Below are 23,686 nucleotides of genomic sequence, written 5' to 3' on the forward strand. Positions count from 1 at the left end.
GAGCGGAGGCGAGCATGAGCGGATTTCTGGGCGGCGCCTATCTGTGGGTCAAGGCGTTCCATATCATCTTCGTGATCTTCTGGATGGCCGGTCTGTTCATGCTGCCGCGCTATCTGGTGCATCATCAGGAGGCGCTGGGGACGCCCCAAGCGGCCGATTGGGAGAAACGCGAGGCGCTGCTTCGTCGGATGATCCTGTCGCCCTCGATTGTTCTCGTCTGGATCCTGGGTCTCAGTCTCGCCGTGAATATCGGTCTTTTCGATAGCGGGGCGGGCCTTGGATGGCTCCATGCCAAGCTGTTTCTGGTCGTGCTGCTGTCGGGTTTCCATGGCTGGGCCATCGGTTATTCGAAGAAGCTCGCAAAGGGCCAGGGGAGCCTGTCTCCGCGTACGCTACGCATGGTCGGCGAATTGCCCGCGCTCGCCGTGATATTGATCGTCATCGTGGTAGTGGTGAAACCCTTCTAAGTCGGTTGACTTGAGGGGAGCCCCCACCTAATTCCGCTCTGTGTCCCGGTTCGCCGGCGGCATCCTTCCTTCCAGCATCGTTTCTCGTGCGCAATTCGCCGGCCGACGCTCCCCCCAAAGTTCCGGATTCCCTAAATGCATCTCAAGGACCTCAAGAAAAAACCCCCCGCCGAATTGGTCACGATGGCCGAGGAGCTTGGCGTCGAAAGCGCGTCGACGCTGCGCAAGCAGGACCTGCTCTTCGCCATCCTCAAGGCCCAGGCCGAGAATGGCGACATGATCATGGGCGAAGGCACGATCGAAGTGCTGCCCGACGGCTTCGGCTTCCTGCGCAGCCCGCAGGCCAATTATCTCGCCGGCCCCGACGACATCTATGTCTCGCCCAACCAGGTCCGCAAGTTCGGCCTGCGCACGGGTGATACCGTGGAAGGCGAAATCCGCGCGCCCAAGGACGGCGAGCGCTATTTCGCACTGACCCGCTTGGTCTCGGTCAATTTCGACGATCCCGATGCGGTGCGCCACCGTGTCAACTTCGACAACCTGACCCCACTCTATCCCGAGAGCAAGCTGACGCTCGACACGCTCGATCCGACCCAGAAGGACAAGTCGGCGCGGGTGATCGACATCGTCAGCCCGCAGGGGAAGGGCCAGCGCACGCTGATCGTCGCGCCGCCACGCGTCGGCAAGACGGTGATGCTCCAGAACATCGCCCGCGCGATCACCGAGAACCATCCCGAAGTGTTCCTGCTAGTGCTGCTGATCGACGAGCGGCCCGAGGAAGTCACCGACATGCAGCGCAGCGTGAAGGGCGAGGTCGTCTCCTCGACCTTTGACGAGCCTGCGACGCGCCATGTGCAAGTTGCTGAAATGGTTATAGAAAAAGCCAAGCGCCTGGTCGAGCACAAGAAGGATGTCGTCATCCTGCTCGATTCGATCACGCGTCTCGGCCGTGCCTACAACACCGTCGTGCCCAGCTCGGGCAAGGTGCTGACCGGCGGTGTCGACGCCAACGCCCTGCAGCGCCCGAAGCGCTTCTTCGGCGCCGCGCGCAACATCGAGGAAGGCGGCTCGCTTTCGATCATCGCCACCGCGCTGATCGATACCGGCAGCCGCATGGACGAAGTCATCTTCGAAGAGTTCAAGGGCACCGGCAATTCGGAAATCGTCCTCGACCGCAAGGTGGCCGATAAGCGCATCTTCCCGGCGCTCGACGTCGGCAAGTCCGGTACCCGCAAGGAGGAGCTGCTGGTCGACAAGAACAAGCTCTCCAAGATGTGGGTGCTGCGCCGCATCCTCATGCAGATGGGCACCATCGATGCGATGGAGTTCCTGCTCGACAAGATGAAGGATTCGAAGACCAACGAGGATTTCTTCGACAGCATGAACCAGTAGCGCCGTCTTCTTTTCGCGAGGGAAGAAACCGAGGAATTCAGGAAAGGCCGGGGCGGTAACGCTCCGGCCGTTTCCGTGGGGTCATTCGCTTGCAGCGAAGCGAGCGCTGTGGCTAAGCCTATCCCATGCACTTCAACTTCGCAGCCATCGCCACGCCCGGCGGCCTCGCCAGCCTGGGCCAGATCATCCTTGGCGACCTGACTATGGCCGGCGACAATGTCGTCGTGATGGGATCGCTGGCTTCGGGCCTTCCCGAGCGAGATCGGCGGCGCGTGCTGCTGCTTGGCGTCGGGATCGCACTGGTGTTCCTGATCGGCTTCTCGCTGATCGCGGTCGAGCTGCTCCAGGTGACCGGACTGGTGCTGGCGGGCGGACTGCTGCTGCTCTGGGTCGCCTACAATATGTTCCGTGAGCTGCGCGAGGCGCGGCACCGCAGCCACGCGGCGGAGGCTGGGGAAGCGGCGCCGCCCAAGGTCGCCAAGACCTTCCTCCAGGCCGCGATTCAGATCACCCTCGCCGACCTGTCGATGAGCCTCGACAATGTCCTGCTCGTCGCGTCGATCGCGCGCGAGAATCCTGCCTTGCTGTTCATCGGCCTGAGCTTCTCGGTACTGCTGATGGGTCTGGCCGCCAATTTTGTCGCGCGGCTGATCCAGCGTTATCCCTGGATCGGATATATCGGGCTGGTCGTGATCCTCTGGGTCGCTGGGCGGATGATCTATGAAGGTATCGTCGACAACAAGATCGGCATTCTTCATCTGCTCGTCTGAGGCTTGCGGTCTAGCCCGTGCGTTCGTAACCGCATGCGTATGTTGGCCTCCTTTCTGACGCCCGATGCGCTCCAGGCGCTCGGTGAAGTGATCGTGATCGATCTCGTTCTCGCCGGCGACAATGCCGTGGTGGTGGGGGCGCTCGCCGCGGGCCTTCCGGCGAAGCAGCAGCGTCAGGTCATTCTGGTCGGGATCGGTGCTGCACTGGTGATGCGGATCGCCTTCGCGCTGGTCGCGACGCAGCTGCTCCAGGTCGTCGGCCTGTTGTTTGCCGGCGGTTTGTTGCTGCTCTGGGTCGCGTGGCGGATGTGGCGCGAGCTGCGCGCCGGCAACCAGCACGAGGAGATCACGACCAGGCCGCCGAAGAGCTTCCTGGCCGCGGCCTGGTCGGTCGCGCTGGCGGACGTCAGCATGAGTCTGGACAATGTCCTCGGTGTCGCCGGGGCGGCGCGCGAGCACCCCGGCATCCTCGTTTTCGGCCTGCTCTTCTCGATCGCGATGATGGGCCTCGCCGCCAATTTCATCGCGCGCGTGATCGATCGCTACCGCTGGATCGGGTTCGTCGGCCTGGCGGTGATCCTGTGGGTCGCGGTGCGGATGGTCTATGAAGGCGTGGTCAACCACGAGACCGGGCTGGTCGCGCTCGTCTGATCCTTCAGGCGAGGTTCGCCGCGAAGAACTCCGCCGTCCGCTTGTCCGCCAGCTTCGCCGCTTCATCGCTGCGGCGCTTGCCCGATTCGGTCGCGAAGCCGTGATCGACGCCCGGATAAGTTTCCAGCGTCACCTTGGGATGATCGTCAAGGCCCTCGTGCATCTTAGCCTGGATGTCGGGCGTCACGAAATGGTCGTCGCCGGCGATGTGGAGCAGCACGGGATGGGCGATGGCGTGCTTCTCGCCGAGCAGATTGTCGATCCCGACGCCGTAATAGCCGACCGTCGCATCGATATCGGTGCGTGTCGCGGTCATGAATGCCAGTCGGCCGCCCAGGCAATAGCCGACGGCGCCGATCTTGCCGCCACTCAGCTTCGCGCGTGCGGCCCGGATCGTTGCCTCGATGTCGCGGATGCCGGCGTCCTGGTTGAACTTGCCCATCCATGCGAGTGCCTGCTGGAACTGCTCGGGCACGTCGGGATCGAGCTGGATGCCGGGCTCGAGCCGCCAGAACAGGTCGGGCGCGATCGCGAGATAGCCAGCCGCCGCCCAGTGATCGCACTTGGCGCGGATCCCAGGGTTCACGCCGAAGATCTCCTGAATCACGACGATCGCCGCGCGCGGCGCGCCTTCGGGCTCGGCGACATAGGCATCAAAGCTGCCGCTGCCGTCGATCGTGTCGATGCTGATGGTGCCGCTCATAACAGGGTGCCTTTCGACGAGAAAAGCCGCTCATGTTCGAGCAGCCAGGATTTGGTCTTGGGTCCCTCGCCACCCGAATAATGGCCGAGCGCGCCGCCGGCGCCGAGCACACGGTGGCAGGGGACGAGGATCGGGAAGGGATTGCGCGCGCAAAGCTGGCCGATCGCGCGCGGGCTGGATCCGAGCTGGCGGGCGAGCGCGCCATAGCTGAGGGTATCACCATAACCGACCGCGATCAGTCCGGCCCGCAATTCCTCGCCTCTCGGTGTGCCAGCGGGCGCCATCGCGATAGAGAAATCATAGAGTTCGCCCGCGAACCATTGCTCGAGCTGCTCGGTCGCCTCGCGCACCGCGGCGGCATTGCCCCGTAAAGGAGTTTCGCCGGTACCGATCCGCACCGAAATGATCTGCGCATCGTCGCCCTCGAGTCGGATCGTGCCGAGAGGCGTTGCGATCAGGGCATGGTCGCGCGCATACATGACGCAAGGCCCCTAGCAGGCGCCCGGTATGGCGCTCAAGCGGAGAAGCATTTCCATGAAGATCAACGTCGAAGTCGAATGCACGCCCGAAGAGGCTCGCCGCGCTATGGGACTGCCCGATCTTGCTCCGGTGCACGACCGATATGTCAAAATGATGGTAGAAGCTATTGAGAAACAAGGAACTCCTGAAGGTTTCGAGCAGATGATGCGTGGCTGGGCACCGATGGGCGAGGCGGGCATGAATTTCTGGCGCGGGCTGTTCGACGCCAGCGCGGGGACCAAGTCCGGCAGCTGACGGAATGGACACGATTTTCGCGGTCTCCAGTGGAGCGCCGCCCGCTGCGATAGCGGTGCTGCGGCTGAGCGGACCGGTCGCGTTCGCCGCAGCCGAGGCATTGGCTGGTCCGTTGCCCAAGCCGCGCCAGGCGGGACTTCGCGCGCTGCGTGATCCGCGCGACGGCGAACTGCTCGATCGCGCGTTGCTGCTTTGCTTCCGCGGGCCGCTCAGCGCGACCGGGGAAGATGTTGTCGAACTCCATCTGCATGGCGGACGCGCCGTTGTGCGGGCGGTGGAGGCCGGACTTGGCGCGATGCCGGGGCTACGGGCGGCTGAGCCGGGCGAGTTCACGCGCCGCGCGCTCATGAACGGACGGCTCGATGTGAGCGAGGCCGAGGGACTCGGCGATCTGCTGATGGCAGAGACCGAGGCACAGCGCCGCGCGGCAGTGCGATCGGCGGAAGGCGCGGTTCGGCGTGAGGTCGAGGGCTGGACTGTGCAGTTGCTCGAGCTCTCGGCGCGGGTCGAAGCGGTGCTCGATCATGGCGACGAAGATGATGTTGCGCGCTACGATCCGCTGGCCGGCCTGCAAAATCGAGCATCGCAACTTGCCGAGGCGATTGCGGTCGTTGCGTCGCGACCGCCGGTGGAACGGCTGCGTGATGGGCTGCGGGTCGTGCTTGCCGGTCCGACCAATGCGGGCAAGTCGACTTTGTTCAATACGCTCGCCGAGCGCGATGCCGCGATCGTCTCTCCGATAGCGGGGACCACACGCGACCGGATCGAGGCACCGGTGGTCCGGGATGGCATCGCCTATGTGCTGACCGATACGGCGGGCCTCGCGGATGCGACCTCCGATCCCATCGAGCGGATCGGGGTGGAGCGCGCGCTATATGCGATGGACGCGGCGGACATCGTTCTCTGGCTGGGGGATGCGCCGCCGCAGGGGCTGCCGAGCGTTATCTGGGTTCGCGCGCGTGCGGATGCACCGGGCCGTGCTCCGGCCGCTGGCGAGGATGTTTCCATCTCAGCGATCGAAGGAACCGGCTTGACCGAGCTTTGGGACCGCATCGGTGCGCTGGCGAGGGGGCTGTTGCCGCCGCCCGATCTGGTGGCGCTCAATGCGAGGCAGCGGACACTATGCCAACGCGCTCGTGGGGCACTGGAGCGCGCTTCGCTCCAGTTCGATCCTTTATTCTTCGCGGAGGAGCTCCGCGCCGCCCGCGCGGCGCTGGATGCAATCACAGGTAGGGCGGGGACCGAGGATGTGCTCGACGCGCTGTTCGCGCGGTTCTGTATTGGAAAATAGACACGTTCCACATGGAACAGTTTTGACGCGACGAACATGAGCCACTAGCGAGCCGGCATGGAATTCGACGTTATCGTCATCGGCGGCGGGCATGCCGGCACCGAAGCAGCCGCGGCGGCAGCGCGGCGCGGCGCACGCACGGCGCTGCTGAGCTTCGACCTGTCCAAGCTGGGCGCGATGTCGTGCAATCCGGCGATCGGCGGGTTGGGCAAAGGGCATCTGGTTCGCGAGGTAGATGCGTTCGATGGGCTCATTGCTCGGGCAGCTGATTTGGCGGGCATTCATTACCGCATGCTCAACCGCAGCAAGGGAACTGCGGTCCAGGGTCCGCGCGTCCAGGCGGATCGGGCGCGTTATGCCGCCGCGATCCAGGCGATGCTGGCGGCAACAGTAAATCTGCGCGTCGTGCCCGGCGAAGCTGCTCAATTGCTGATCGACGGCGGGAAGATCGCGGGGGTGAGACTTGCGGACGGCACGTCGATTCGCGCTCGGGCCATCGTGCTGGCGACCGGCACTTTCCTGGGTGGACGGATGTTTCGCGGCGAGGAGCGTTTCGAAGGTGGACGCGTCAACGAGTCCTCAGCGGTGCGTCTCGCCGAGCAGCTTCGCGAACTTACGCTACCGATGGGGCGACTCAAGACGGGGACGCCACCGCGAATCGACGGTCGCACGATCGACTGGACGCGCACCGCCGAGCAGCCGAGCGACGCCGATCCGTGGACGATGTCGCCGGTGTCGAGGGCGCGTCGTCTGCCGCAGCTGCACTGCGCCGTGACCCGAACCACTGGCGCCACACATGATGCGATCCGCTCCAGCCTGGACCGCTCGCCGCTGTTCACCGGCGCGATCGATGCGCAGGGCCCGCGTTATTGCCCGTCGATCGAGGACAAGGTGCATCGTTTCGGCGATCGCGACGGGCACCAGATCTTCCTCGAGCCCGAAGGCCTGGACACACATCTGATCTATCCCAATGGGATGTCGACATCGTTGCCGGTTGACGTCCAACGGGCAATGGTCGCCTCGATTCCGGGTCTGGAGCGGGCGGAGATCGTCGTGCCGGGCTACGCGGTCGAGTATGACTATATCGATCCGCGTGCACTGGATCGCACGCTGGCGCTCGGCGCGATCCCCGGGCTCTACTTTGCCGGGCAGATCAACGGCACGACCGGTTATGAGGAAGCGGCGGGGCAGGGCCTGGTGGCCGGACTCAATGCGGCGGGCCATGCTTTTTCGACCGAGCCGCTACTACTTGACCGCGCGACCAGCTATCTCGGCGTGATGATCGACGATCTCGTCCTGCAGGGCGTGACCGAGCCCTATCGCATGCTCACTGCCCGCGCAGAGTTCCGCCTGCGGCTGCGCGCCGACAATGCGGAGACGCGGCTGTCACCGCTCGCCGGGGAGGTGGGTTGCCTCGGGCCCGAGCGTATCGAACGGCAGCGTGACCGAGCGGTGCAACGCGCGGACTTGGATCGGGCATTCTCGGTCGAGCTGACTCCGAGCGTGCTTCGCGCACGTGGCGCGGTGGTGGCGCAGGATGGAACGCGGCGGTTCGCGCGCGATTGGCTGCGCTTTCCGATGGTGTCGCTGGAGCATGTAGGCATCGAGACCGACATCGACCCCGCGATGCTCGCAGAGTTCGTCGAGGATGCGCGCTATGCGCCCTATTTGGAGCGGCAGCAGGCCGAGGTCACGGAGTTGCGCGGAAATGACAATGTTCGGCTCAGCCAGACGATAGACTATGCCGCCGTGCCCGGGCTCTCGAATGAAATGGTCGAGCGGCTGGACGCGGCTAGGCCCGACACTTTGGGCGCGGCATCGCGGATCCGGGGCATTACGCCCGCTGCACTAAGCGCCATCCTGCTTCATGCGCGTCGGTTCGCCGCGTGACCGAGGGCGACGCGCGCGAATGGGTTCGCACAAATTTCGGTGTTTCACGTGAAACGCTGTTAGAGCGCTTCGATGTGATCTTGCGACGCGAAGCAACGCATCAAAATCTGATCGCGGCGTCGACACTGGATACGCTGTGGGCGCGACATCTCGTCGATTCTGCGCAGCTTGTGCCGCTCGCGGTTGGTGCCGGCAGGGGCGCTTGGGTCGACGTTGGAAGCGGTGCGGGCTTGCCGGGACTGGTGGTGGCGATTTTGCTCGACCGGCCGCTAGTGCTCGTCGAACCGCGTGCCAGGCGAGTCGCGTTTCTCCGCGAGGCTGCCGCCGAGCTCGGACTGGAGAAGCGCGTCACGGTGCAGGGGAGCAAGATCGAAAGCTACCATCCTGTCAATCGCGCGGCAGTGGTTTCGGCGCGCGCAGTCGCCGAATTGTCTCAACTCATCCTATCCACGCAACACTGCACAGATTCATCCACAGTCTGGTTGTTGCCAAAGGGTCGGAATGCGCATTCGGAGGTGGAAGCAGCGCGCTCGAACTGGCAAGGTTCGTTTCACGTGGAACCAAGCATCACGCAGCCAGATTCGGGAATCGTGATCGCGCAAGGGGTACGCCCAAGATGATCTGCATCACGATCGCGAACCAGAAGGGTGGCGTCGGCAAGACCACGACGGCGATCAATGTCGGCACCGCGCTGGCCGCTACGGGAATGCGCGTGTTGCTGATCGATCTCGATCCGCAGGGCAATGCGTCGACCGGGCTCGGCATTGGCCGGGCGGAGCGCGAACGATCGAGCTATGATCTGCTCGTGAGCGACGTGAATCTTGAGGACGTCGTCATCAGCACGCGCGTTCCTGGGCTCGATATCATCCCAGCGACGCAGGATCTGTCGGGTGCGGAAATCGAGCTGATAGAGTTCGATGCGCGCACGCACCGGCTGGATGCCGCACTTGCCCGTCACGTCGCTAATCGATGGGATGTCGTGCTGATCGACTGCCCGCCGTCGCTGGGGTTGCTGACGATCAACGCAATGGTAGCGGCGCACGCATTGCTCGTGCCGCTGCAGTGCGAGTTCTTCGCGCTGGAGGGGCTCAGCCAGTTGCTCAACACCGTCGAGCGCATTCGGAGCCGCTTCAACCCTGGCCTGTCTATCCTCGGCGTCGCGCTGACCATGTATGATCGCCGCAACCGGCTGACCGACCAGGTTTCGGACGACGTGCGCGCGGTGCTCGGCAAGGTGGTGTTCGACACGGTGATTCCGCGCAACGTGCGCTTGTCGGAAGCGCCCAGCCACGGCGTCCCGGCGCTGATCTATGATTACAAATGCGCGGGCTCGGAGGCCTATATCGCGCTCGCACGCGAAGTGATCGATCGACTGCCTAAGTTGAAGAAAGCCGCATGACCGAACCGACAGCCGCTTCCCGCAAGCCTCGCCCTGGTCTCGGCCGCGGCCTTTCCTCGCTACTCGGCGACAATATCCGCGAAGAGCCGATCGCCGGCACGCCCGAAGCGAATTCGGGCATTCGCATGCTGCCGATCAGCTCACTCGTTCCCGATCCGAACCAGCCGCGCCGTCATTTCGATGAAGAAGCGCTTCAGAACCTGGCGGAGTCGATCGCGGCGCGCGGGATGATCCAGCCGATCTTCGTGCGGCCGCACGGGCACAGCTATCAGATCGTCGCCGGCGAGCGCCGCTGGCGTGCGGCACAGCGGGCGCGACTCCACGAAGTACCAGTCGTCGTCCGTGAGCTGAGCGACGTCGAAGCGCTCGAGATCGCGCTGATCGAGAATATCCAACGGCAGGATCTCAATGCGATCGAAGAGGCCGAGGGCTATGCCCGGCTGATTGGCGAGTTCGGCCATACCCAGGAAGTGCTGGGTAAGATCGTCCACAAATCCCGTAGCCATGTCGCTAATCTGTTGCGCTTGCTCGATCTGCCGCCTGCGGTGCGCGAGATGGTGGTTCGGGGCGAGATCGACATGGGTCATGCCCGGGCGCTGCTCGGCGCGCCCGATCCCGAGAAGCTGGCGCGCGAAGTTGCGGCCAAGGGATTGTCGGTACGCGAGACCGAGAAGCTGGCGCGCGCGGCCAAACCTTCGACGAAACGCGGCGACGGGGAAATCAGCGGCCGCGATGCCGATATCGCGGCGCTCGAGCGCCAACTCGGCGATGTGCTCGGCCTGAACGTCAAGGTGTCCTATGGCCCCAAGGGCGGCACGCTGACGCTGAGCTATTCGACGCTCGATCAGCTTGACATGGTTTGCCAGCGGCTCAGCGGCGAACGGATCTAGCCCCGGGCGCGCGCCGCGGCCCGGGCGATCGCGGTGCATTCGGCATCGGCAAGGACTTCGCCTGCGCTGGCGGAATGCATTAGCGCGCGTTCTGTCTGGCGAACGCGATCAAGAGCACGGGCGATCTGGGGGGAATTCCAGCGCCGTAGGGCACGGCTGTAGGCAGCCTTTTCTCTGAAAAAAATTCTATGTTTTTCAATAACTTCATCGGAACTTATGCCGGAGTCCATGTCGCTGCGCAGCTCTGCCAGCGTCATCAGCCGCCGCGCCAGTTGGCGGAGCAGGGGAATTGCCGATCCGCCTCCTTCGCTCAGATGCGCGAGTTCGCTACCGATGTCGGCGACGCGGCCATCGATCACCGCGTCGATGGCGTGATGGAGTTCGACATCGTTCAGATCGGCGCCGATCGCATCGAGCGCCACGCCGTCGGCGTCGCGCGGTCGATCGTGTGCGGCGTCGAGATAGAGCGCTAGCTTCTCAATCTCGCGCGCTAGGATCGCCCGGTCGCCACCACTGGCGGAAGCCAGCCTTTGCGGCACATCTCCGGTGAGGCGCAAGCCATGTTCGCGCGCTACGGTCGAGGCAAGCCGTGCTGCATCCACGCCCTCGGGCACATAACAGGCATGCGCCATCGCGGCGGGGGCGGCGATCGCCATTTTGACCAGCTTGCCGCTTGCCTTGAGCCCGGGACCGATCGCTACCACCGGGTTGCCGGCGCGTTCGGCGTTGAGCAGCAGCGTAACCGCCTCAGCCGCACCTTCTTCGATACCCTGCACGCGCACATAGCGCACGCCGCCGAACAGCGACATCGACGCGGCCTCGTCGGCGAGGCGGCCGGGCTGTTCGCGCAGCGCCTTCATGTCGATGTCGATCCGCTCGGCTTCGGGCCCCAGCGCGCGCGCTAGCCGCGCCGCGAGATCGGAGGCGCCGGCTTCGTCGGGGCCGTGGAACAGATAAAGCCGCGTCTCCGGCTTGGGCGCGTCGACAGCAGCGCGGATCTGGACCGCGCTTGCCTTCATTGCGGTGCGGCGGGCGCCGCAGCGCGGGACTGGGCGTAGCGGCCGACGCGCGCGATGATCTGGTCGGCGACGATGCCCGAAAGCCGCTCGAGCGCGCTCTTTTCGGCTGCAATCGTCGCATATTCGGACCCGACGACATCGATGCCCGCGTCTGAGCCCGCGGTTGCATCGAGCACCACCGATCCGTTGCTCAGATCGATGAGCTGGTAGCGCGCACGCAGGGTGCGGCGCTCGCGGGCGACCGAATCGTCGCGCCGAACGCCCAGGCCGGCGATGGAATCGTCGAGCCGCACCTGAAGCTCATAGCGCGCAGTCGATTCGCCGCCGGCGCCGAGCCGGTCGCGCAACGCGTTTGCGACCAACCAGCCCGATTGACCCTGGATCGGCGCGACCTGGATCGCCGCTAGCGTCGATTGCACCGTACCCGCCGAGCCGCCGCCATAGAGCGGGCGCAGGCCGCAGCCCGAAAGCGCCACCATGGCGATGAACAGGAGCGCGGCGCGCTTCATGCGACGAGATTCACCAGACGATCGGGCACGACGATCACTTTCCTTGGCGGCTTGCCTTCGAGCACCCGAACGATCTTGTCGGACGCAAGTGCCGCGGCCTCGACGATATCGCGTGGCGCACCCTTTGGCATCACCAGCGTATCGCGCAGCTTGCCATTGACCTGCACTGCGATCGTCACCTCATCGTCGACGAGCAGGGCGGGGTCGACTTCGGGCCAGGGCGCGTCGGCGATCATCTCCGCATTGCCCATCGCGGCCCAGGCTTCCTCGGCGAGATGCGGCACCATCGGCGCAACGACGCGGGCGAGACTGCGGATCGCATTGGTGCGCGAGGCGGAGGGATCGGCGCGCTCGATCGCGTTGACCAGCTCGTAGAGCTTGGCGACCGCCTTGTTGAAGGTCAGCGCCTCGATATCCTCGGCGACGCCGGCAATCGTGCGGTGGAGCTTGCGGTCGAGATCCTTGTCCTCGCCCGAAGCATCTTCGAGCCCGTCGAACAGCCGCCATAGCCGCTGGACAAAGCGCCAGGCGCCTTCGATGCCATTCTCGCTCCACTCCAGATCACGCTCGGGCGGGCTGTCAGAGAGCATGAACCAGCGCACTGCGTCGGCGCCATACTGGTCGACGATCGGTTCGGGATCGACGGTGTTCTTCTTGGACTTGGACATCTTCTCGATGCGGCCGACTTCCGCCGGCTCGCCCGAGGTGATTTCGAGGACGCCGGCGCTGTCCTTGCGGATTTCCTCCGGGGAGAGCCAGCGACCATCCAGGGACTTGTAGGTTTCGTGCGTCACCATGCCCTGGGTGAACAGACCCGAGAAAGGCTCGGCCACGTCGAGCTTGCCGAGATGGCTGAGCGCGCGGGTCCAGAAGCGGGCATAGAGCAGGTGCAGGATCGCATGCTCGACGCCGCCGATATACTGGCCGACCGGCAGCCATTGCTCGGCGACCGCCTTGTCGAACGGCTTGTCGTCGGGCTGGCTGGCGAAGCGTATGAAATACCAGGATGAATCGACGAAGGTGTCGAGCGTGTCGGTCTCGCGCCGTGCAGGCGCGCCGCATTTCGGACAGTCGACATTCTTCCAGGTCGGGTGGCGATCGAGCGGATTGCCGGGAATGTCGAAGCTGACATCCTCGGGCAGCTTGATCGGCAGCGATCCGCGCGGGGCCGCGACGACGCCGCAGCTCTCGCAATGGATGATCGGAATCGGCGTGCCCCAATAGCGCTGGCGGCTCACACCCCAGTCGCGCAGGCGCCAAACCGTGGTCCCGGTGCCCCAGCCGCCCTCCTCGGCGCGGCGGATCACCGCGCGCTTGGCGTCGGTCACGTCCATCCCGTCGAGGAAATGCGAATTCACCAGCGTCCCCGGGCCGGTATAGGCTTCGTTGTCGTGGAATTCGGGATCGGTCTTGTCGCCTTCGGAGACGACGCGACGGATCGGCAGTTTGTACTTGGTCGCGAACTCGAAATCGCGCTGGTCATGCGCCGGCACGCCGAACACGGCGCCGGTGCCATAGTCCATCAGCACGAAGTTTGCGATATAGACCGGCAATTCCCATGCCGGATCAAAGGGATGCGTGGCACGGATGCCGGTGTCGAAGCCCAGCTTCTCCTGCGTCTCCAATTCGGCCGCGGTGGTGCCGCCCTGCTTGCACAGCTCGATGAACGCAGCAGCTTCGGGATTTCCGGCCGCTAGCTTCTGCGCGATCGGATGATCGGCCGCGATCGCGACGAAGCTAGACCCGAAGATCGTGTCCGGGCGCGTCGTGAACACCTCGACCTCGCCGCCGTCAGACAGCTTGAAGCGGAACTGCAGGCCCTCGGACTTGCCGATCCAGTTCTCCTGCATCAGCTTGACCTTGTCGGGCCAATGCTCGAGCGCCTGGACGCCCTCCAACAGTTCGTCGGCGAACTGCGTGATCTTGAGGAACCATTGGCTGAGCTTGCGCCGCTCGATCAGCGCCCCCGAGCGCCAACCGCGCCCGTCGATCACCTGCTCATTGGCCAGCACGGTCATGTCGACCGGATCCCAGTTGACCGCCGATTCCTTGCGATAGACCAGCCCGGATTCGAAGAAATCGAGGAACAGCGCCTGTTCGTGGCCGTAATATTCGGGCTCGCAGGTCGCGATCTCGCGCGTCCAGTCGAGTGCGAAGCCCAGCCGCTTGAGCTGCGCCTTCATCGTCGCGATATTGGCACGGGTCCAGGTGCCGGGATGGACCTTCTTCTCCATCGCGGCATTTTCGGCGGGCATGCCGAACGCGTCCCAGCCCATCGGGTGGAGCACTTCCATGCCGCGCATCCGGCGGAAGCGCGCGAGCACGTCGCCCATCGTATAGTTGCGGACATGCCCCATATGGATGCGGCCCGATGGGTACGGGAACATCTCGAGCACATAGCTCTTGGGCTTGGGCGAATCGTCACGCGCGGCGAAGGTGCGGCGTTCTTCCCACGCCTTCTGCCACGTCGCGTCCGCCTTGAGCGGGTTGAAGCGCGACGCCATGGGCTTGTCCGTTAGTTTGCGATCGCGGCGCGGCGCAGGTCGCGGGCACGCGTGAGGATGATATCCTCAAGCTTCTGCACCGTCGCTGCCTGCACCGGAGCCGCCACCCAGGCGCCCGAACGGTTGATCTCGCGCAGCGCGGCGACGCGGAGCGCATCGGCGCGCAGATCCTGGTCGAGCACGGTCACGGTCACCTTCATCCGCTCGGTCGGCGTGTTGGGGTTCACGTACCAGTCGGTGACGATCACGCCGCCGTTGGAATCGGTCTGGAGCAAAGGCATGAAGCTCAGCGTGTCGAGCGTAGCGCGCCACAGATAGGAATTGACGCCGATCGTCGTCACCTTCGAGGCTGCGAGATCGGCTTCGGGACGTGACTTGCCGCCGCAAGCGGTGATCGAAAGAGCGAGCGACCCCAGGATCGCGGTGCGCAACAGGCGGTTCATCGGTAGATTCCTACAGGGCAAGGGATTAGCGGAGAGCATCTATAGGGGCTCGTGTGGCGGGAGCAAGGCGCCGCGAATCTGTGTGAGTCCGGCAACACTCGCACTATATTTGTGCCACCGGTGGAACCTTGGTTCCGAATCATGGTAGCGCTCACCATAGAAGAGGGATGCAAATGCGTGTTGGACGCTGGATGACGGGACTGGGACTGGGGGCCATTTGCGCCGCCGGTATCGTCGCGTCGCCCGCGCTTCAGGCACAGGAGCGGAACCGCGAACGCGCGGTCGCTCAGAGGAGCGAGGCGGTTCTGGGTGGGCTGGGAGCCTTCACCCCCGCCGCCGCCGATCCCAAGCTAGCTGCGATCCTCGCGCGCAGCGGCCTGCCCGACAACGGCTTCCGCTTCACGCCGGCCGAGTCGCGTCGCGGCACCGGTCGCGCCGTGACGGTAGCGGTCCGCGCCCGTTCGACTCGTGCGCTGCAGAGCGCCAGCCGTGTGCCGGGCGCAGCGGCGCCTTCGGTCAGCCTCGCGCCGATCGCCTATAATCTGGGCGTCTCGGTCGGTTGGAAGCGCTTCGCCGTCTCGGGCGACGTCGCGCATATCGACCTGATTACCCAGCCGGGCAGCCGCGAGCATGCCGATGTCGGTGTGAGCTACACCGGCAAGCGCGTCAGCGGCCGTCTCCAGGCCGCCAGCGATCGTCCGCTGGTCGACACGCCGATCCTGATCGGCGACAAGCCGAGCTATTCGGTCGATCTCGGCGGCTCCTATTCGCTGACCCGCAATCTCGATGTGACCGCAGGCGTGCGCTACAAGAGCGAGCGTGATCGCCTGCCCAAGATCACCGACAACCGCCGCGACAGCCAGGCGGTGTATGTGGGAACGGCCTTCCGCTTCTAAGCGATCGTCAAGCGGTCCAGGCGTCGATCGCCGCCCAGCCATAAGGCCCGATCTGCCAGAGCCCGGCCGCGCGCCGGGCGTCCAAGCCGCCCAGCGCGATTACCGGAACGTCCAGGTTTCGCACCAGCAACCCGAATCGGGCCCGCCCCAATGCGCTGGCGCCGGGATGGGATCGGGTGGCGAAGACCGGCGAGACGAAGATCGCGTCCGCGCCGGCGCGCTGGGCCGCAACGGCCTCGCGCCGCGAATGGGCGGAGCGGGTATGGAGGCCCTGTCGGCGGCGATTGGTGCCGTGGGTTCCCGTCTCGTCGCGCCCGAGAGGCGTCGATCCCGCGCGCAGCAGGACCAGCCGCCGCCTTCGCGCCACGCGGGTGACGCGGCCGAACAGCGCGCGGCGCTCGGCGAGGGGCAGCGAATAATGGCGGAAGACCACGCCGCTGCCCGGCGGCAGCCGCTCGAGCGCGAGCCATAATTTCTCGCCCATCCGCTCATCGGTCATCAGCCAGAGCTGCGGGAGAGGGTAGCGGCGGCGCATCGCCCTGCCTATAGCGCCGCGCATGCCCAGTGACGACGCCAGTCAGCAGCTCGCGGAAGTACGCACCGCGATTGCCCGCGCCGCAGAGCTTGCCAGCCGGAAGGTGGAGGCGGTGACGTTGATCGCCGTCTCCAAGATGCACGATGCGGATGCGATCCGCCCGCTGATCGCCGCCGGCCAGCGCGCCTTCGGCGAGAATCGCGTCCAGGAGGCCGCGGGCAAATGGCCGGAGTTGCGCGAGACGACTTCTGGACTTGCGCTCCACCTGGTCGGTCAGCTGCAGTCGAACAAGGCGGACGAGGCGGTCGCGCTGTTTGACGCAATTCATTCGGTCGACCGTCTCTCGCTGGTGACCGCGCTCGCGCATGCGATGGACAGAGCGGGCAAGCGGCCGCTTTGCTTCGTCCAGGTCAATATCGGCGACGAGCCGCAAAAGGGCGGCTGCGCGGTCGCGGCGCTGCCCGGGTTGCTCGCCGAGGCGCGCGCTGCCGACCTGCCACTCGCCGGCCTGATGTGTGTGCCGCCGGCCGACCTGGAGCCCGCGCCCTATTTCGCCTTGCTCGCCAAGTTGGCGCGCGACCACGGGCTGGATTGCCTCAGCATGGGCATGTCGGGCGATTACGAGACCGCGGTGACGATCGGCGCGACACATGTCCGCGTCGGCACTGCTTTGTTCGGAGCACGGACATGAAGCTCGACGAGCCCAATCGGCCGATCGTGCCGCTTGCCACGCGGTTCCGCGCGATTCTGTTCGATTTCGACGGGGTGCTGCTCGAAAGCGAATATGCCGGCAACCGCCAGATCGCCGAATATCTGACCAGCATCGGCCATCCGACGAGCCCTGAAGATTCGATGGCGAACTTCATGGGGCTGGCGGGCGCGGACTTTCTCTCCGCGATCGAGCGCTGGATCGGGCGGGCGATTCCCGACGATTTCCACGCCGCGCGCGCCGATGAGGATCGCCGCGTGCTGGAGGAGGGACTGCCCGAGGTGGCGGGGGCAATCCGCTTCGTCTGTTCGCTGCCACCCTCACTGCCGCGCGCCATCGCTTCGTCCAGCTCGACCAAATGGATCAGTCGCCATCTTGAGCATCTCGGAATCCGCGATGCGTTCGGCGACAAGATCTTCAGCGGCCGTGAGCATGTCACGCGGGGCAAGCCGGCGCCCGATCTCTATCTGCATGCGGCCGCGGCGCTGGGCGTGGACATCGCCGATTGCGTGATCCTGGAGGATTCGCCGGTGGGCGTGACCGGGGCAGTCGCCTCCGGCGCGCATGTCATCGGGCTGTGCGCGGGATCGCACTGCGCGCCCGACCATGCCGATCGGCTGCGGGCGCTGGGCGTTCGCGATATCGCGCATGATTTCGATGAGGTCGCTCGACTGATCGCCTGAGGGCTCGAGTCGCGATTCGCCGGCGGGGGAAGTTGACACGGTTGACACCCACTATGTCGAAAAACCTTCCCCCGAAATCGGGGTTTTTGGGACTTTGACGATGAGAAAGGGCCTGCACGGCGTTGCAGGTGAAATCCTACATCGCAAGGCCCCTAACGCCCCTCCCGCCGCAGGATGAAAGCGCGCAGCGCTGTGGCGTCGCTTAGTGCATTGTGCGGTACCTGGCTGAGTGCCGCCGAATCGAAGCCCAAGGCGTCGCACAGCTCGAACTTGATGCGATCGATCGCGTATCGCCGCCCAGGGCCAGCGACCAGCATCATCGCGGCATGGGCGATATCCTCGGGCCAGTCGGCGAAGAGCAAGGGTTCGGGATCGTTGCTCAGATAGGCGGCGAGGCCATGACCGAGCGTGTCGCGCGATACGAGTTCGGTGTTCAGGACGGGCAGGATGTGCTCGGCGACCCAGAGGGTGGGCTTTGGGCATTCCAGCGCCGCATAGAAGGGCGGCAGCGCCGCGTCCTCAGGCACCAGCGCCAGCGCGATCAGATCGCCGCAAAAGCCGTTGAATTCGGTGTCGAGGAAGTAGCGCATCGATTGCCCCTGGAAAATTGCGCGTGCGGCGAGGGTCAGCGGTCGGGCTCGATCGTCCAATAAGCGATGCCGAGATAGGCGAGGACGGCAAGGATCCTCATCGGCCAGGCGATGTCACCGCCCCGGATCAGGATCGTGCCGACCAACAACAGGAGGAATCCGCCGAACAGCGCCCAGCCCTGCCAGAGGAACGGGAAGGGAAACAGCGAACCCGATGCGCCGCGGGTGAACCACCCGGCACCGCGAACCTGAACCAGCCAAGCGCTCAATCGAAGCATGGCAGAAGCTGAGATGCGGAAGGCGATGGTGTCAATCCCCGGGGCCGGTCCTGCGCGATCAGGTTCGTGCGCGCGCCGCTAGAAATCATGCCCCGTCCGGTCGCGCTTGGTGGCGAGATAGCGGATATTGTGGGGATTGGCGGGGAGGATGTGCGGCACGCGCTCGATCACGTCGACGCCGGCTGCGCGCAGCGTCTCGACCTTTTGCGGATTGTTGGTGAGCAGGCGGATTTGCCGCTGCCCGAGCAAGGCTAGCATCCGCGCGGCGATGCGGAAGTTGCGCGCGTCGACCGCGAAGCCGAGCCTGGTATTGGCGTCGACCGTGTCGAAGCCCTGGTCCTGTAGCGCATAGGCGCGGAGCTTGTTGATCAGGCCGATGCCGCGGCCCTCCTGGCGCAGATAGAGCAATATGCCCCAGCCGCTCTTCTCGATCTCGCCGATCGCCCCCTGGAGCTGCGGCCCGCAATCGCATTTGAGGCTGCCGAGCACGTCGCCGGTCAGGCATTCGCTGTGGAGCCGCACCAAGGGCGGCTTGCCGTCGGGCTGGCCGATCAGCAGCGCGACATGCTCGCCGGGCATCTCGTCGGTGCGGAAGGCGACGATCTCGGCTTCCTCGGCCCCCTCGATCGGCAATCGCGCGCGGCCGACGATACGCAGGCGATCGGCGTCCTCATGCGCATCGATATCGGCGAGGGTGATCGCGTTCGCATCCTCGGCCGCGATCGCGAAGAAGGCGGGGAGCAGCCCGGCGATCCGCGCAAGACGGAGCGCGGCCTCGGCCGCGTCGGGCGCCTCGACCGGAATTGCGCGGAAGGGGCCCTTGAGCGGGGTGGCGAGATCGAATTGCGGATCGGAAAGCGCGGTCGCGGTGTCGAAATCAAGCCAGGGCACGCGCTCGACCAGCACCGGGCAATCGGGCGCCGCCGCCTCGAGCTGGTTGGAGAGCTTGAGCGTCGCCGCGCGGCCGGCGGAGAGCAGCACGGGCGCATGGGCGTCGGGATCGAACGCCGCCAGCCGCTCGGCATCGGCGGTCTCGACCGCGAGGAGTCGGAGCGTACCGCCATTCCCGCGAATCGCGATCGGCCAGCCGCGCCGGAGCGCGTCGACTGCCTCGGCCGCGGCGCGGGCGCCGCTCAAAAGTCGAACTCGGTGATGATCGGGACATGGTCCGACGGCTTGAGCCAGGAGCGGCACGGCTCGCACACCTTATGGCTGGTCGCCTTGTCGGCGACTTCGCGGCTTGCCCACATATGATCGAGCCGGCGGCCGCGATCGTTCGCGGTCCAGTCCTTGGAACGGTAGCTCCACCAGGTGAAGTTGCGCTCGGGCGCAGGGATGAAGCGGCGGCCGAGATCGACCCAGTCATGCGCCGCCTGGAGTCGGCCCAGCGCCTCGACCTCGATCGGCGTATGGCTGACGACATCGAGCAATTGCTTGTGGCTCCAGACGTCGCATTCTAGCGGAGCAATGTTGAAGTCGCCGGTCAGGATCGTGGGGACGCTGAGATCGGCCGCCCACTCAGTCATCCGTTCGACGAAATCGAGCTTCTGGCCGAACTTGGGGTTCACCTCGCGATCGGGGATGTCGCCGCCGGCGGGAACATAGACATTTTCGAGCCGCACGCCGTTGGGAAGCCGCACGCCGACATGGCGCGCTTCCTGGTTGGCCTGCCAGTCGAACCGGTCGTCCTCGACCACCGGCACGCGGCTGATGATCGCCACGCCATGGTGCATCTTCTGGCCGTGCTTGATGACGCGGTCATAGCCGAGCGCGCGAAACGGCGCTTCGGGGAAATCGCCGTCGATCACCTTGGTCTCCTGGAGACACAATATGTCCGGCGATTCCTCGCGCAGGAACTGTTCGACGATTTCGATGCGGAAGCGGACCGAGTTGATGTTCCACGAGGCGATCTTCATCGCTGCGATGTAGCGTTTTTGTGAAGCAGTGCCAGTCGGGGCGACGCCAAAAAAGGAAAGGCCCCCGCTCCGGGGGCAATGGAGCGAGGGCCGACCTAGCGTTCGTCACGCAGGCAGGAAATGGAGCCACCCAGGCAACAGGGGGAAAATCCTGGGGTTGATCCCCACTTCCGCGACTGCCCTTCTAGGTGCCCGAACCTGTCGCTCACATGAACGATATTCACAGATATTCACAGAATGCGGTCAGCGGCGTCCCTGCGGCCGTGGGTCGTTCCAGCGGAAGGTACCGTCCGAGACGTTGGTGTTGAAACGTTGATCGGAGAGACGGATCGTCGTGCGGTTGTTCTGCGAATCGAGCGCGACCCAGCCCTGGAGCATCAATCCCGCCGGAGCGCCGGGCTGCTTCTGGAAGATCATCGTGATCCGGCCATATTCGGGATGCTGCGAATCATGCACCTCGATCGAGACCACGTTGGGATCGCGCGTGGGCAGCAGCTTCGAGAATTTGGTGATGTCGCGCTTGGGATTGAGCAGCACCGCGAGCGGCGAATTGCCGATCGGCCAGCGATCGACCTGGCGGACCTGATAATCGATGAAATAGAGGCTGGAGCCGTCCGCGACGATCAGCTGCGGCACGCCCTTCTGATACTGGAAGCGGATCTTGCCGGGGCGCTTGAGCGTCATCGTGCCGGTCAGCGTGCGGCCGTTGCGGTCAGTCTGCGCGAAATTGGCGACCATCGAGCTGACGCCCTGAAGGTGTTGCTGCACCTGCAGGAGCTCAGGCTCGGCGGCGGAGACCAGCATCGGCGCCGCGAGGGCGAGGGTGAAGGCGAGGGGCCGTGCAAACACGTGAAATCTCTCCAATTGCAGGCTGATGCCGCTAGGCGGCGGGGATTGAATGTCCCCTGAACCCGCTGCGCCCGCGATTCGATCCCTTAGAGGGGCCTTCCGTCAGTATCCATCAGCACTTCGCGGCGGCCGACATGATCGGGGCGTGAGACGAGCCCGTCCTTCTCCATCCGCTCGATCAGGCGCGCCGCGCTGTTATAGCCGACGCGGAGCTGGCGTTGCAGCCATGACGTCGATGCCTTCTGGCTTTCGGCAACCAGTTGGGTGGCGCGGCGATAGAGCTGTTCCTCGGGGCTGTCGTCGCCGTCGGGGCTGCCCTCCAGCGCGAAGCCGCCGTCCTCGGGTTCCTCGGTGACTGCGGTGATATAGTCGGGCGCGCCCTGCGAGCGCCAGAAGTCCGACACCGCCTGGACCTCGTCGTCGCTGACGAACGGGCCATGGACGCGGACGATCTGCTTGCCACCGGGCATGTAGAGCATGTCGCCCTTGCCGAGCAGCTGCTCAGCGCCCTGCTCACCCAATATGGTGCGCGAATCGATCTTCGAGGTGACGTGGAAGCTGATCCGGGTGGGCAGGTTCGCCTTGATCACGCCGGTGATGACGTCAACCGAGGGGCGCTGGGTCGCCATGATCAGGTGGATGCCCGCCGCGCGGGCCTTTTGCGCGAGGCGCTGGATGAGGAACTCGACTTCCTTGCCCGCGGTCATCATCAGGTCCGCCAGCTCGTCGACGATCACGACGATCTGCGGCAGCGGCTGGAGATCGAGCGTCTCCTCCTCGTAGAGCGGCTTGCCGGTGTCCGAATCATAGCCGACCTGGACCTTGCGGCCGAGCTTCTGGCCCTTCGCTTTCGCCTGGCGCACCTTGTCGTTGAAGCTCGCCAGGCTGCGGACGTTGACCGAGGCCATCATCCGGTAGCGGTCCTCCATCTGCTCGACCGCCCATTTGAGCGCGCGCACCGCCTTGGGTGGATCGGTGACGACGTCCGCGAGCAGATGCGGGATGCCCTTGTACATGCTCAATTCGAGCATCTTGGGATCGATCATGATCATCCGGCACTGATCCGGCGTCAGCCGGTAGAGCAAGGACAGGATCATGCAGTTGAGGCCCACCGACTTGCCCGAGCCGGTCGTGCCGGCGACGAGCAGATGCGGCATCGGCGCGAGATCGGCGATGATCGGTTCGCCGGCGATGTTCTTGCCCAGGACGAGGGGCAGCGATGCGCCCTGATCCTCGAAGCTCTGGCTGCCGACCAGCTCGTGGAGATTGACCGGCTCGCGCGTGGCGTTGGGCAGCTCGATGCCGATCACGCTACGTCCGGGAATGGTTGCGACGCGGGCCGAGATGGCGCTCATGTTGCGGGCGATGTCGTCGGCAAGCTGGATGACTCGGCTCGCCTTGATCCCCGAAGCGGGCTCAAGCTCATACATGGTGACGACGGGGCCGGGGCGGACCTCGACGATCTGGCCCTTGACGTTGAAATCGTCGAGCACGCTTTCGAGCAGCCGGGCGTTGCGCTCCAGCGCGGCCTTGTCGATCCCGGCATTCTTGTTGACCGGCGCGGCCTTGAGCAGGTCGAGCGGCGGCAGCTTGTAGCTGTCCTTGAAATCGAGCGACGACTGGACCGGCGGCTTGGCCTTGGCGGGCGAGGGCGAGATCGAGCGATCGGCGATCACCGGGCCGGGGCGATTATCGGGCACCACCACCTTGCGCGGCTCGCGCGATTCGCGCGAGGGCATGCGCTCCTCGGGCTCGGGGCCGCGCAGCAGCGGCAGCTTGGCGGGCCCGGTGAGGCTCGGCATGCGGATCACGGGTCCGCGGCTGCGCTCGGGCAGAGTGAAATCGAGGCTGCGCCACCAGAGGAAGGCACCGGCCAGCGCAAAGATCAGGCCGAGGCCGCGTCCGGCCCAGAAGGCGGCGGTCGGATCGCCGACGAAACCGATCAGCCAGTTGAACAGGCCGGCGATGCTGAGCCCGATTAGGCCGCCCCAGCCGCCGGGCAGCGAGAGCACCGCGTCACTGGAGAAGAAGGCGAGCGCGGTGGCGATCAGCACCACGCCGATCAACGCGCCGCGCAGCATCTTCACCCAATGGCCGATCGGCCGATCGAGCCACAGCCGGTGCGCGACGATCAGCCCCACCGGCGCGAGCAGAGCCACGGGCAGTCCGAGGGCGGTGAGCAGCAGATCGGCGGCCCAGGCGCCGCCGCCGCCCAGTAGGTTGCGCGCCGGACCCGCAGCGGCGGTGTTCAGCGAAGGATCCGAGGAGTGATAAGTCAGCAATGCGAAAATAAGCGCCATCGTGGCGAGGAACAGCAAGGTTCCGCCGATCAGCGCGCCGCTGCGGCGCGCACCAGCCTTCATCGTGTCGCGCCACAGCGGCGCTTGTGCCCGGGACGCCATGGCCCAGCCTCCAGATTGTCAGGGGTGCGGCGCAACCATCGCCTTTGCCGAGTCCGGCGTCAAGATGGACCTGTTTTGTACCGGCTCGGCGGGCTGGCACCGCCGAGCGAAAGTGCTAGTGCGGAC

26 protein-coding genes are annotated in these 23,686 nt (G+C 65.3%); 13 read left to right on the forward strand and 13 right to left on the reverse strand.

Annotation, left to right across the window (positions count from 1 at the left end):
- Positions 1-14 precede the first annotated feature (14 nt).
- The 4 genes from IAG41_RS19575 to IAG41_RS19590 all read left to right on the forward strand — a co-directional run bounded on the left by IAG41_RS19575 (position 15) and on the right by IAG41_RS19590 (position 3,280).
- Positions 15-467: a CopD family protein gene (locus IAG41_RS19575; RefSeq protein WP_187730347.1), complete on the forward strand. Its 453-nt coding sequence runs from the start codon at positions 15-17 to the stop codon at positions 465-467.
- Between the two features lie 135 nt (positions 468-602).
- Positions 603-1,859: a transcription termination factor Rho gene (gene rho, locus IAG41_RS19580; RefSeq protein WP_187730348.1), complete on the forward strand. Its 1,257-nt coding sequence runs from the start codon at positions 603-605 to the stop codon at positions 1,857-1,859.
- A 125-nt stretch (positions 1,860-1,984) separates the two neighbouring features.
- The gene (locus tag IAG41_RS19585; protein ID WP_187730349.1) at positions 1,985-2,629 is read left to right on the forward strand and encodes a YjbE family putative metal transport protein; all 645 of its coding nucleotides are present in this window, start codon (positions 1,985-1,987) and stop codon (positions 2,627-2,629) included.
- 33 nt (positions 2,630-2,662) lie between these two features.
- Entirely contained in the window at positions 2,663-3,280 is a 618-nt protein-coding gene (locus IAG41_RS19590) for a TerC family protein (protein WP_187730350.1), read from the forward strand.
- Between the two features lie 4 nt (positions 3,281-3,284).
- On the opposite strand, the gene IAG41_RS19595 is transcribed toward IAG41_RS19590, so the two are convergent.
- Both IAG41_RS19595 and IAG41_RS19600 read right to left on the reverse strand, forming a co-directional pair.
- Positions 3,285-3,983, reverse strand: a complete 699-nt coding sequence (locus IAG41_RS19595) for a dienelactone hydrolase family protein (protein WP_187730351.1) — start codon at positions 3,981-3,983, stop codon at positions 3,285-3,287.
- Positions 3,980-4,462: a methylated-DNA--[protein]-cysteine S-methyltransferase gene (locus IAG41_RS19600; protein WP_187730352.1), complete on the reverse strand. Its 483-nt coding sequence runs from the start codon at positions 4,460-4,462 to the stop codon at positions 3,980-3,982. Before IAG41_RS19600 ends, IAG41_RS19595 begins: the two co-directional genes overlap by 4 nt.
- Positions 4,463-4,517: 55 nt before the next feature.
- On the opposite strand from IAG41_RS19600, the gene IAG41_RS19605 reads away from it, so the two are divergent.
- Genes IAG41_RS19605 through IAG41_RS19630 form a run of 6 tightly spaced genes read left to right on the forward strand, consistent with a single transcriptional unit; the run spans position 4,518 to position 10,227 of the window.
- Positions 4,518-4,757, forward strand: a complete 240-nt coding sequence (locus IAG41_RS19605; protein ID WP_187730353.1) for a DUF6489 family protein — start codon at positions 4,518-4,520, stop codon at positions 4,755-4,757.
- 4 nt (positions 4,758-4,761) lie between these two features.
- Complete coding sequence (gene mnmE, locus IAG41_RS19610) at positions 4,762-6,048, forward strand: tRNA uridine-5-carboxymethylaminomethyl(34) synthesis GTPase MnmE (RefSeq protein WP_187730354.1); 1,287 nt, start codon at positions 4,762-4,764, stop codon at positions 6,046-6,048.
- Positions 6,049-6,105: 57 nt separating this feature from the next.
- Entirely contained in the window at positions 6,106-7,938 is a 1,833-nt protein-coding gene (mnmG, locus tag IAG41_RS19615) for a tRNA uridine-5-carboxymethylaminomethyl(34) synthesis enzyme MnmG (protein WP_187730355.1), read from the forward strand.
- Complete coding sequence (gene rsmG / locus IAG41_RS19620) at positions 7,935-8,558, forward strand: 16S rRNA (guanine(527)-N(7))-methyltransferase RsmG (RefSeq protein WP_187730356.1); 624 nt, start codon at positions 7,935-7,937, stop codon at positions 8,556-8,558. The genes mnmG and rsmG overlap by 4 nt, the downstream gene beginning before the upstream one ends.
- Positions 8,555-9,337: a ParA family protein gene (locus IAG41_RS19625; RefSeq protein ID WP_187730357.1), complete on the forward strand. Its 783-nt coding sequence runs from the start codon at positions 8,555-8,557 to the stop codon at positions 9,335-9,337. Before rsmG ends, IAG41_RS19625 begins: the two co-directional genes overlap by 4 nt.
- Positions 9,334-10,227, forward strand: a complete 894-nt coding sequence (locus IAG41_RS19630) for a ParB/RepB/Spo0J family partition protein (protein ID WP_187730358.1) — start codon at positions 9,334-9,336, stop codon at positions 10,225-10,227. The genes IAG41_RS19625 and IAG41_RS19630 overlap by 4 nt, the downstream gene beginning before the upstream one ends.
- On the opposite strand, the gene holA is transcribed toward IAG41_RS19630, so the two are convergent.
- From holA to IAG41_RS19650, 4 genes are read right to left on the reverse strand one after another with little or no spacing between them, the layout of a single operon-like run.
- Entirely contained in the window at positions 10,224-11,246 is a 1,023-nt protein-coding gene (holA, locus tag IAG41_RS19635) for a DNA polymerase III subunit delta (RefSeq protein ID WP_187730359.1), read from the reverse strand. The genes IAG41_RS19630 and holA overlap by 4 nt on opposite strands.
- Positions 11,243-11,755, reverse strand: coding sequence for an LPS assembly lipoprotein LptE (gene lptE, locus IAG41_RS19640; protein WP_187730360.1), 513 nt, complete (start codon positions 11,753-11,755; stop codon positions 11,243-11,245). The genes holA and lptE overlap by 4 nt, the downstream gene beginning before the upstream one ends.
- Entirely contained in the window at positions 11,752-14,259 is a 2,508-nt protein-coding gene (gene leuS, locus IAG41_RS19645; RefSeq protein WP_187730361.1) for a leucine--tRNA ligase, read from the reverse strand. Before leuS ends, lptE begins: the two co-directional genes overlap by 4 nt.
- Before the next feature lie 11 nt (positions 14,260-14,270).
- Positions 14,271-14,702: a DUF3576 domain-containing protein gene (locus tag IAG41_RS19650; protein ID WP_187730362.1), complete on the reverse strand. Its 432-nt coding sequence runs from the start codon at positions 14,700-14,702 to the stop codon at positions 14,271-14,273.
- A 173-nt stretch (positions 14,703-14,875) separates the two neighbouring features.
- Between IAG41_RS19650 and IAG41_RS19655 the strand changes: the two genes are divergently transcribed.
- The gene (locus IAG41_RS19655; protein WP_316251189.1) at positions 14,876-15,598 is read left to right on the forward strand and encodes a hypothetical protein; all 723 of its coding nucleotides are present in this window, start codon (positions 14,876-14,878) and stop codon (positions 15,596-15,598) included.
- A gap of 7 nt (positions 15,599-15,605) precedes the next feature.
- On the opposite strand, the gene IAG41_RS19660 is transcribed toward IAG41_RS19655, so the two are convergent.
- Entirely contained in the window at positions 15,606-16,133 is a 528-nt protein-coding gene (locus IAG41_RS19660) for a thiamine phosphate synthase (protein WP_187730364.1), read from the reverse strand.
- Between the two features lie 22 nt (positions 16,134-16,155).
- Here IAG41_RS19660 and IAG41_RS19665 point away from each other — a divergent pair, with 22 nt between their 5' ends.
- Complete coding sequence (locus IAG41_RS19665; protein WP_187730365.1) at positions 16,156-16,824, forward strand: YggS family pyridoxal phosphate-dependent enzyme; 669 nt, start codon at positions 16,156-16,158, stop codon at positions 16,822-16,824.
- A complete protein-coding gene (locus tag IAG41_RS19670) occupies positions 16,821-17,525 on the forward strand; it encodes an HAD family hydrolase (protein WP_187730366.1) in 705 nt (234 codons plus the stop codon). Before IAG41_RS19665 ends, IAG41_RS19670 begins: the two co-directional genes overlap by 4 nt.
- Before the next feature lie 152 nt (positions 17,526-17,677).
- On the opposite strand, the gene IAG41_RS19675 is transcribed toward IAG41_RS19670, so the two are convergent.
- From IAG41_RS19675 to IAG41_RS19700, 6 genes are all read right to left on the reverse strand, one after another.
- Positions 17,678-18,115, reverse strand: coding sequence for a hypothetical protein (locus tag IAG41_RS19675; protein WP_187730367.1), 438 nt, complete (start codon positions 18,113-18,115; stop codon positions 17,678-17,680).
- Positions 18,116-18,150: 35 nt separating this feature from the next.
- The gene (locus IAG41_RS19680) at positions 18,151-18,393 is read right to left on the reverse strand and encodes a hypothetical protein (protein ID WP_187730368.1); all 243 of its coding nucleotides are present in this window, start codon (positions 18,391-18,393) and stop codon (positions 18,151-18,153) included.
- A gap of 78 nt (positions 18,394-18,471) precedes the next feature.
- A complete protein-coding gene (gene ribA, locus IAG41_RS19685; protein WP_187730369.1) occupies positions 18,472-19,530 on the reverse strand; it encodes a GTP cyclohydrolase II in 1,059 nt (352 codons plus the stop codon).
- Positions 19,527-20,309, reverse strand: coding sequence for an exodeoxyribonuclease III (locus IAG41_RS19690; protein ID WP_187730370.1), 783 nt, complete (start codon positions 20,307-20,309; stop codon positions 19,527-19,529). The genes ribA and IAG41_RS19690 overlap by 4 nt, the downstream gene beginning before the upstream one ends.
- 243 nt (positions 20,310-20,552) lie before the next feature.
- Positions 20,553-21,113, reverse strand: a complete 561-nt coding sequence (locus tag IAG41_RS19695) for a LolA family protein (protein ID WP_187730518.1) — start codon at positions 21,111-21,113, stop codon at positions 20,553-20,555.
- Positions 21,114-21,244: 131 nt separating this feature from the next.
- Entirely contained in the window at positions 21,245-23,560 is a 2,316-nt protein-coding gene (locus tag IAG41_RS19700; protein ID WP_187730371.1) for a DNA translocase FtsK, read from the reverse strand.
- Positions 23,561-23,686 lie beyond the last annotated feature (126 nt).

Source organism: Sphingomonas sp. JC676 (assembly GCF_014489075.1).
Lineage (GTDB): Bacteria > Pseudomonadota > Alphaproteobacteria > Sphingomonadales > Sphingomonadaceae > Sphingomonas.

Excerpts from the sequence above, each read along its gene's own strand:
- IAG41_RS19585 (WP_187730349.1), top strand. The coding sequence starts at position 1,985 with ATGCACTTCAACTTCGCAGCCATCGCCACGCCCGGCGGCCTCGCCAGC.
- IAG41_RS19625 (WP_187730357.1), top strand. The coding sequence starts at position 8,555 with ATGATCTGCATCACGATCGCGAACCAGAAGGGTGGCGTCGGCAAGACC.
- mnmG (WP_187730355.1), top strand. The coding sequence starts at position 6,106 with ATGGAATTCGACGTTATCGTCATCGGCGGCGGGCATGCCGGCACCGAA.
- IAG41_RS19600 (WP_187730352.1), bottom strand. The coding sequence starts at position 4,462 with ATGTATGCGCGCGACCATGCCCTGATCGCAACGCCTCTCGGCACGATC.
- rho (WP_187730348.1), top strand. The coding sequence starts at position 603 with ATGCATCTCAAGGACCTCAAGAAAAAACCCCCCGCCGAATTGGTCACG.
- IAG41_RS19575 (WP_187730347.1), top strand. The coding sequence starts at position 15 with ATGAGCGGATTTCTGGGCGGCGCCTATCTGTGGGTCAAGGCGTTCCAT.
- leuS (WP_187730361.1), bottom strand. The coding sequence starts at position 14,259 with ATGGCGTCGCGCTTCAACCCGCTCAAGGCGGACGCGACGTGGCAGAAG.
- IAG41_RS19680 (WP_187730368.1), bottom strand. The coding sequence starts at position 18,393 with ATGCTTCGATTGAGCGCTTGGCTGGTTCAGGTTCGCGGTGCCGGGTGG.
- IAG41_RS19605 (WP_187730353.1), top strand. The coding sequence starts at position 4,518 with ATGAAGATCAACGTCGAAGTCGAATGCACGCCCGAAGAGGCTCGCCGC.
- lptE (WP_187730360.1), bottom strand. The coding sequence starts at position 11,755 with ATGAAGCGCGCCGCGCTCCTGTTCATCGCCATGGTGGCGCTTTCGGGC.
- IAG41_RS19665 (WP_187730365.1), top strand. The coding sequence starts at position 16,156 with ATGCCCAGTGACGACGCCAGTCAGCAGCTCGCGGAAGTACGCACCGCG.
- IAG41_RS19695 (WP_187730518.1), bottom strand. The coding sequence starts at position 21,113 with ATGCTGGTCTCCGCCGCCGAGCCTGAGCTCCTGCAGGTGCAGCAACAC.
- IAG41_RS19670 (WP_187730366.1), top strand. The coding sequence starts at position 16,821 with ATGAAGCTCGACGAGCCCAATCGGCCGATCGTGCCGCTTGCCACGCGG.
- IAG41_RS19675 (WP_187730367.1), bottom strand. The coding sequence starts at position 18,115 with ATGCGCTACTTCCTCGACACCGAATTCAACGGCTTTTGCGGCGATCTG.
- holA (WP_187730359.1), bottom strand. The coding sequence starts at position 11,246 with ATGAAGGCAAGCGCGGTCCAGATCCGCGCTGCTGTCGACGCGCCCAAG.
- IAG41_RS19660 (WP_187730364.1), bottom strand. The coding sequence starts at position 16,133 with ATGCGCCGCCGCTACCCTCTCCCGCAGCTCTGGCTGATGACCGATGAG.
- IAG41_RS19655 (WP_316251189.1), top strand. The coding sequence starts at position 14,876 with ATGCGTGTTGGACGCTGGATGACGGGACTGGGACTGGGGGCCATTTGC.
- IAG41_RS19650 (WP_187730362.1), bottom strand. The coding sequence starts at position 14,702 with ATGAACCGCCTGTTGCGCACCGCGATCCTGGGGTCGCTCGCTCTTTCG.
- IAG41_RS19690 (WP_187730370.1), bottom strand. The coding sequence starts at position 20,309 with ATGAAGATCGCCTCGTGGAACATCAACTCGGTCCGCTTCCGCATCGAA.
- IAG41_RS19700 (WP_187730371.1), bottom strand. The coding sequence starts at position 23,560 with ATGGCGTCCCGGGCACAAGCGCCGCTGTGGCGCGACACGATGAAGGCT.
- IAG41_RS19595 (WP_187730351.1), bottom strand. The coding sequence starts at position 3,983 with ATGAGCGGCACCATCAGCATCGACACGATCGACGGCAGCGGCAGCTTT.
- IAG41_RS19630 (WP_187730358.1), top strand. The coding sequence starts at position 9,334 with ATGACCGAACCGACAGCCGCTTCCCGCAAGCCTCGCCCTGGTCTCGGC.
- mnmE (WP_187730354.1), top strand. The coding sequence starts at position 4,762 with ATGGACACGATTTTCGCGGTCTCCAGTGGAGCGCCGCCCGCTGCGATA.
- IAG41_RS19590 (WP_187730350.1), top strand. The coding sequence starts at position 2,663 with ATGCGTATGTTGGCCTCCTTTCTGACGCCCGATGCGCTCCAGGCGCTC.